4 protein-coding genes are annotated in these 5,566 nt (G+C 38.5%); all 4 read left to right on the top strand.

The window, feature by feature from the left end:
- Positions 1–135: 135 nt before the first annotated feature.
- The 4 genes from HMPREF9444_RS10815 to rpoD all read left to right on the top strand — a co-directional run bounded on the left by HMPREF9444_RS10815 (position 136) and on the right by rpoD (position 5,066).
- Entirely contained in the window at positions 136–366 is a 231-nt protein-coding gene (locus HMPREF9444_RS10815) for an FmdB family zinc ribbon protein (RefSeq protein ID WP_009143567.1), read from the top strand.
- 15 nt (positions 367–381) lie between these two features.
- The gene (gene aspS / locus HMPREF9444_RS06285; RefSeq protein ID WP_009143566.1) at positions 382–2,145 is read left to right on the top strand and encodes an aspartate--tRNA ligase; all 1,764 of its coding nucleotides are present in this window, start codon (positions 382–384) and stop codon (positions 2,143–2,145) included.
- A gap of 62 nt (positions 2,146–2,207) precedes the next feature.
- Positions 2,208–2,966: a YebC/PmpR family DNA-binding transcriptional regulator gene (locus HMPREF9444_RS06280; RefSeq protein WP_009143565.1), complete on the top strand. Its 759-nt coding sequence runs from the start codon at positions 2,208–2,210 to the stop codon at positions 2,964–2,966.
- 153 nt (positions 2,967–3,119) lie between these two features.
- Positions 3,120–5,066: an RNA polymerase sigma factor RpoD gene (rpoD, locus tag HMPREF9444_RS06275; RefSeq protein ID WP_009143564.1), complete on the top strand. Its 1,947-nt coding sequence runs from the start codon at positions 3,120–3,122 to the stop codon at positions 5,064–5,066.
- Positions 5,067–5,566 lie beyond the last annotated feature (500 nt).

The following is a 5,566-nucleotide window of genomic DNA, read 5'->3' as shown; positions in this document are numbered from 1 at the left end:
TTGTGAACTCCATCAGTTTGATCGTTTTGCCATACTGTTACTTTGTTTGATTGTAAAAAATTACAGCAAATTGATCTGAAATTTTTTATAATATATCGTTTTTAGTATTTTTACTTGATAAGCGGAAGGCTTAAAATGCCAGTTTATGAATATAAATGTAAAAATTGTAATGAAAGAATTACTGTAAAACAAGGAATTAAAGATCCTCGTTTGGTTGTTTGTCCTCATTGCGGACAGGAATCATTGGAGAGACTTATATCGTTGTCCGGGTTTGAATTAAAAGGAAGTGGTTGGTTCGGCAGATCTGCAGATCACAATCCATCAGCTTCACATTGTTCATGTGACAATTGTCCGCATAAGAGATAAGAGGTTTTTATGTCAATGCGTTCACTTTATTGTGCAGAGGTTAATAGTGCTCATGTTAGTGAGCAGGTTACTTTGTGCGGATGGGTAAATCGACGTCGTGATTTAGGCGGTCTTATTTTTATTGATTTACGTGATAGAAGCGGCATTGTTCAGGTTGTTTTTGAACCTGACAATCACGATTTGCACGCTAAAGCTTCAACTTTACGCGGTGAGTATTGTATAAAAGTGGTCGGTTCAGTGAAGGCTAGACCTGCTGATCAAGTTAACAGTAAAATGGCCACCGGTGAAATTGAGGTTTATGCTACAGATTTGACAATTTTTAATAAATCAGCGCCTCTTCCTATTGATTTTAATCAGGATAATACTGAAGAACAGAGATTACGTTATCGTTATCTTGATTTACGCAGGCCGGAAATGGTTCATAAGATGACCGTACGTGCGTACATAACTCGTTATGTACGTCATTTCCTTGATGCACACGGATTTTTGGATATTGAAACTCCTATGCTTACCAAGGCAACTCCTGAGGGGGCTCGCGATTATTTAGTTCCTTCTCGTATTCACCATGGTAAGTTTTACGCATTGCCTCAGTCTCCGCAGTTATTTAAACAGTTATTAATGATTGCAGGTTATGATCGCTATTATCAGATTGTAAAGTGCTTTAGAGATGAGGATTTGCGTGCTGACCGTCAGCCTGAATTTACGCAAATTGATGTTGAAACATCATTTATGACGTCTCAGGATGTCCGTGACATTATGGAAGAGATGATGGTTGGCTTATTTAAGGAAGTAGCTGGCTACGACCTCGGTAAGTTGCCTGTTATGCGTTACGATGAGGCTATGGAACGTTTTGGATCAGATAAACCTGATTTGCGTATTTCATATGAACTCCATACTCTTTGTGATGCTGTTCGTAACAGCGAATTCAAAGTTTTATCAGCCCCTGCAAACGATCCGGATTCAAGAGTTGTAGGTTTTGCGGTTCCAGGCGGAGCTGCAATGACACGTCGTGAGATTGACGGATATACTGATTTTGTTAAAAAATTAGGCGCTTCAGGATTAATTTGGATTAAAGTTAACGATCTTGAAAAGGGGGCTGAAGGATTACATTCCTCAATAGCCAAACATGTTACACCGGACGAATTGATCTCTTTAGTTACTATGGCTAACGGTAAATCAGGAGACATTGTTTTTATCGGAGCTGGTAAACATAACAAGATTTCAACAGTGATGGGTGCTTTACGTTTACAGACAGCAAAGGATAAAGGGCTTGTGGCTGACGGTTATAAAGCATTGTGGGTCATTGATTTCCCGATGTTTGAGATGACAGAGGAAGCCGGACTTACTGCTATGCATCATCCTTTTACAGCCCCTTCTGGCGTAACACCTGAAGAATTAATCGCAAATCCTATGTCTGTATATGCAGATGCTTATGACTTGGTTATTAACGGTTATGAATCCGGCGGTGGTTCAGTACGTATTTATGATGAGAATATGCAACAGGCCGTATTTAAGGTTTTAGGTATTACTGATAGTGAAGCTCGAGAAAAATTTGGCTTCCTGTTAGATGCTTTATCTTTTGGTGCACCTCCGCATGCAGGACTTGCATTCGGTCTTGATCGCGTAACAATGCTGTTAACCGGTACCGATAATATTCGTGATGTAATTGCATTCCCTAAGACAACTGCAGCTGCATGTCTTATGACACAGGCTCCTAACGTAGCTTCACCTGATGCATTAAAAGAGCTTGCAATTGCGATTACAGATATGGAGCAATAGCTCTAAGTTGGAATTTAATCAACAGAATTTAAATATTCTGTCTTTAAAGGAGAAGAATAAACATGTCAGGACATTCAAAATGGGCTAACATCCGTTTTCGTAAAGCTGCTCAGGATGCTAAGCGCGGTAAGATTTTTACTAAATTGATCCGTGAAATTACTACTGCCGCAAGAATGGGCGGAGGAGATGAAAGCAGTAATCCGCGTTTACGCTCTGCTGTTGTAGCTGCTTTGGCTCAGAATATGACTCGTGATACTATTAAGCGTGCTATTGAACGTGGTGTTGGCGGAGGCGAAGGAACCGATCTTGAAACCATAGTTTATGAAGGCTACGGTGTCGGCGGTGTCGCTGTTATGGTTGAATGTATGACAGACAATCGCAATCGTACCGCATCAGAAGTTCGTCATGCTTTTACTAAGTTTGGTGGTAATTTAGGATCAACCGGTTCCGTTAATTATCTCTTTACTAAAAAAGGGGTTGTAAGCTTTATCCCTGATGAAAGCGGCAAAATGGCTATAGATGAAGAAAAAGCAATGGACATTGCCCTTGAAGCCGGTGCTGATGACGTTGTGACCAATGAAGACGGATCAATTGATGTTTATACTTCACCTGAGGCTTTTCCTTCGGTTGTCGATGCTTTTAATGACAATAATATTAAGCCTGACAATGCTCAAGTTACTATGACTCCATCAACTGAAGCAGCTTTAGATGCTGATACCGCTGTTAAATTTATGAGAATGATCGATGCTCTTGAAGATCTTGATGATGTTCAGGAGGTTTATCATAACGCTTCAATTCCTGATGATGTAAACCTTGATTAAAACGTTTTGGAAAAATATCTGAAAAAATGTATTAAATAAATTTGCTTTTTTCAGATTCATTTCCTATATATAACATGTTGTGCGGGGAAGAGGTGTTCTCTTTCCCGCCTTTGTGTCAAATAAGAACTAGATTTATAGCGGAAAGCTCAAAGCATGGATAATAATTCAGCAAGTACCGAGTTTAAACAGTTGATTGCTCGAGGTAAAGAGCAAGGTTATCTTACAATTGAAGAAATTAACGATTTAATTCCGCCGGATATTATTAGCGGGGATCAACTTTCTGTTTTTATTCAAACATTCATTGATATGGGTATCAATGTATGTGAGACTCCGCCGGATCCTGATGATATCTTATTAAGTGATAGCTCTCAGGCTGCAGAAGAAGACGTAGAAACTGTTGCAAATCAGCTTGACAGTACAGTTGATATTGGTAGAACAACAGATCCTGTTCGTATGTATATGCGAGAGATGGGAAATGTCTCGCTTCTTACCAGAAAAGACGAAATTGAAATTTCTAAGCGTATTGAACGCGGTACCAATGATGTACAAATGTGCATCGTTGAATATCCTCTTGCTATGGAAGAACTCTTCCGTCGCTATGATGAGGCGTTAGCTCCTGATTCGGAAATCAGATTAGGTGATATCGTTGTAGGCTTTTCCGAACCTTCAAAAGAAGAGATCAATATTGATATTGATGATAGTGTCGAGACTGAAGAGGATATTGAGAAATTAATTGATGAAGAAGAATCTGCTGAAGTGCAGTTAGATGATGTAAAGGAAGAAAATACGGGTAAAGCTAAAAAGGGTAAAAAGTCTAAAGTTGAAGACGACCCTGATTCTGATGAGGATGAAGATGAAGATTCTGCATCCCAGGCAGATTCAGGTCCGGATCCTGAGCTTGTAAAGCAAAAGTTCACGGAACTTAGAATTCAATATGAAAAAGTTGTAGCTGCTCATGCGAAAAAAGGTTCAGCTGCAGTAAAGAAATATAAGCAGGAATTGCAAAAATTATCTGAAATGTTTTCAACATTCAGATTAGTTCCGCAAGTTCTTGATTCTTTATTGCGTAAAATGCATGACATGATGGATCGCGTTAAAAATCAAGATCATAGAATTCGTGAGGTTGCAGTTAACATTTGCGGAATGAAGCTTGATGAGTTAAAAGCTTTTTATACTGATTCAGAACATGAGTCAGATATGTCTTGGTTTGATAAAGCGCTTAAAAGTAAAAGACCTTATGTAGCCAGATTGAAGGATTACCGTCCTGTAATTGAAGAATGCGTTAATGCTTTAAAAGAAGTAGAAACTGAATCAGGTATTTCTATTGCTCGTTTACGGGATTTATCTCGTCGCGTTATGATGGGCGATGCAATGGCCAAAAAAGCCAAAAAAGAAATGGTCGAAGCGAATTTGCGTTTGGTTATTTCAATTGCCAAGAAATACACGAATCGAGGTTTGCAATTCCTTGATTTAATTCAGGAAGGCAATATAGGTTTAATGAAAGCGGTTGATAAGTTTGAGTATCGTCGCGGATATAAATTCTCTACTTATGCTACATGGTGGATACGTCAGGCTATTACACGTTCGATTGCAGATCAGGCTCGCACTATTCGTATCCCTGTTCATATGATTGAAACTATTAATAAGTTAAATCGTATTTCCCGTCAGATGTTGCAGGAAAAGGGGAGAGAACCGACTCCTGAAGAATTGGCAGAAAAAATGGGCTTACCTGAGGATAAGATCCGCAAGGTAATGAAAATTGCTAAAGAACCTATATCTTTAGAAACACCTGTTGGTGACGATGATGATTCACATTTGGGGGATTTTATCGAGGACAGCTCAATTGTTGTTCCTGCAGAAGCAGCTACATCAGAAAGCTTGAAGAATGCGATTAATAATGTTCTTGATGAAATGCCGCCGCGTGAAGCCCAGGTATTAAGAATGCGTTTTGGTATTGGTATGCCATCTGATCATACTTTAGAAGAGGTTGGTCGTCAGTTTGGTGTAACACGTGAGCGTATTCGTCAAATTGAGGCAAAGGCTTTACGTAAATTAAGACATCCTTGTCGTTCGGCAGGTTTAAGAGGTTTCCTTGATTAATTTGTGTTGACGCATTTTTAGTTTGAAATAAAGGCAGGCATTGAATCCTGCCTTTGTTGTATTTGATTAGTGGCGAGAATTTTTAGGTATACCTCAGTTAAATCATATCAAGTGGTTTAAAAACATGTTCCATCTTTGGATCGAGCTTTTTTATTAAAGCTCGGCTGCCTATTTAGTCAGCTGAAAAAATGTATGCAGGAATGCCGAAAAGGTAGTCAGATTTTGTTTGGCTCATATTATGCTAGATAATCACTATTTTTGAGTTGATGAAAAAGTCTATTTTTTAAATATTGAAAATGTCGAAAAATAAGAATAATTATGTAAAGCCTGAATCGATAATTTCAAAAAGATGTCTAGATTCTTCAGCAATATTAGGAAAGAAATTTCATGCTGCATTTGAGGTATATTTCAAATGTTTATACAAAATATTTTGATTCATAAGGTTTTGGCATGAGTTAAAACTACAAGTATGGCAAAACGATGAACAGTACTGAGATCAC

This window comes from Succinatimonas hippei YIT 12066 (assembly GCF_000188195.1).
GTDB classification, from domain to species: domain Bacteria; phylum Pseudomonadota; class Gammaproteobacteria; order Enterobacterales; family Succinivibrionaceae; genus Succinatimonas; species Succinatimonas hippei.
Note: the sequence above shows the minus strand (reverse complement) of the source record. Positions and strands in the feature narration are given on the sequence as shown.

Bases quoted from the DNA above. Each gene is read 5' to 3' on its own strand.
- HMPREF9444_RS10815 (WP_009143567.1), top strand. From the start codon at position 136: ATGCCAGTTTATGAATATAAATGTAAAAATTGTAATGAAAGAATTACT.
- aspS (WP_009143566.1), top strand. From the start codon at position 382: ATGCGTTCACTTTATTGTGCAGAGGTTAATAGTGCTCATGTTAGTGAG.
- HMPREF9444_RS06280 (WP_009143565.1), top strand. From the start codon at position 2,208: ATGTCAGGACATTCAAAATGGGCTAACATCCGTTTTCGTAAAGCTGCT.
- rpoD (WP_009143564.1), top strand. From the start codon at position 3,120: ATGGATAATAATTCAGCAAGTACCGAGTTTAAACAGTTGATTGCTCGA.